The 1,620-nt window shown below is 67.6% G+C and carries 2 protein-coding genes and 1 pseudogene; 1 reads left to right on the forward strand and 2 read right to left on the reverse strand.

Annotated features, from left to right (window positions below; genetic code table 11):
- Positions 1 to 427, forward strand: a 427-nt coding sequence (dacB, locus tag VGD20_RS18195) for a D-alanyl-D-alanine carboxypeptidase/D-alanyl-D-alanine endopeptidase (protein WP_331135792.1), incomplete at its 5' end; no start/stop codon positions are given.
- 7 nt (positions 428 to 434) lie between these two features.
- Here dacB and VGD20_RS18200 read toward each other — a convergent pair.
- Positions 435 to 1,436, reverse strand: coding sequence for a serine hydrolase domain-containing protein (locus VGD20_RS18200; RefSeq protein WP_331135793.1), 1,002 nt, complete (start codon positions 1,434 to 1,436; stop codon positions 435 to 437).
- Positions 1,433 to 1,620 (reverse strand): annotated as a pseudogene (locus VGD20_RS18205) (permease); the annotation flags it as partial. The gene VGD20_RS18200 and the pseudogene VGD20_RS18205, both read right to left, overlap by 4 nt.

Genomic DNA, 1,620 nt, shown 5'->3' on the forward strand with positions numbered 1-1,620 from the left:
CACGGGCTCGATCGCCGATGGTGTTGCAGCGGTCCGTGCGATGCTGGAGCGCGCGGATGTGCCGCGCACGGCCTATGACTTCTCCGACGGATCGGGCATGTCGACCTATAACCGCGTCGCGCCGCGTGGCATGGTGATCCTGCTGCGCTGGATCGCCACCCAGCCCTGGGGCGCAGCCTGGCGCGAAACGCTTCCCGTCGCCGGCGTGGACGGCACGCTTTCGAAGCGTTTCCGCGGCACTCCGCTCGAACGCCGCCTTTTCGCCAAGACAGGCACGCTCAATGCGACCAACGCGCTGTCGGGCTATATGACCGCGAAGAGCGGCCGCACGCTGATCTTCTCGATCTACGCCAACGATGTTCCGGGTGGCGGGAGCGCGACGGGCACGATGGACGCGGCGCTGGAAATGATTGCAGCGGAGAATTGAGCGGCTGCTACCCGTCCCACGCAGCGATCACCGCATCCCCCGTTGCCGGGCGCAGCGTGAAGATGCCGCTGTCACGGTGGCGCGTGGGGTGAACACGGTTGGTGAGCAGGGTCCAGGCAAGCCCGCGCTCGAAATCCACCCACAGTCCGGTGCCGGTGAAGCCGGTATGCCCGATTGTCGCATCGGAACAGGCGTCGCCGCCTGACCAGCCGGGGAAGCGTCTTTCCCAGCCGGCCGTGCGATCGCCGTTCGCTCGCGTGCGGATCGCTTCGAGCGTCGCGGCGGAAGCTCCGCTGCCATCGAGCAGTCCGTGCGCAAATTCGAGCACCCCGGCAACCGTCCCGAACAGCCCGGCATGGCCCGCCGCGCCGCCCAGCGCGAATGCGTTCTCGTCGTGCACCTCGCCCTTGAGAACGCGTCCGCGCCACTGGCAATGCTCGGTCGCAACCGCCGGTCCCGGGGGCGGACCGAAGCGCAGCCCGGGGCCCAATGGCCAGTCGGACAACGGCGCGCCGGTGATCCGTTCGATCGCGATGCCGAGCAGGATATAGTTGATGTCCGAATAGACCGGTGGTCCCCGCTTCCATTCGCGCTGGAGAACGAAGGCGCGCAATCGCGCCGGATCGTCGCCATAGGTGTAGATCGGTTCGACTGCGGGGAGGAAGGTCCGGTGCGTCAGGCAGTCGCGAAAAGTCAGCCTCCGCTCAGCCGCGCCCGCGATATCATATTGGCGCAGATCGGGGATCGCATCGGTGAGTGGCCCGTCAAGATCGATCCGGCCTTCTTCGGCGAGCCGCAGGATCATCATGGTGGTGGCGATCACCTTGCTCACCGAGGCGAGATCGAACCAGTGCTCCTCCGTCAGCGGTTCGGGCTCGGGGACGAGCGCCGCCATACCCGCTGTCGTCGCCCAGCGTCGGCCGTCGGCCGCGACGATTCCCAACGTGGCGCCGGGGATATGGCCGTCGGCGACCGCCGCTGCGGCGGGGGCGAAGGCCTGATCGATCATGCGTCGTCGTGCCTCGGCCTGATGCGTGCGAGCAGCGGCAGGAAGAGGATCGCGGCAAGGCTCAGCGCGCCCGAGAGGATGAAGAAGCCGTCATAGCCGATCCGCACCGCCATCGCGCCGCCAGCGCCCGAGAGCAGCCGCGGCAACAGGAAGGCGAAACCCGAGAGAAACGCATATTGCGCAC

The sequence above is a fragment of the Sphingopyxis sp. genome (assembly GCF_036402335.1).
Taxonomy (GTDB): Bacteria; Pseudomonadota; Alphaproteobacteria; order Sphingomonadales; family Sphingomonadaceae; genus Sphingopyxis.

What these genes read in the sequence shown, in the direction of transcription:
- VGD20_RS18200 (WP_331135793.1), bottom strand. Translation starts at nt 1,436, where the DNA reads ATGATCGATCAGGCCTTCGCCCCCGCCGCAGCGGCGGTCGCCGACGGC.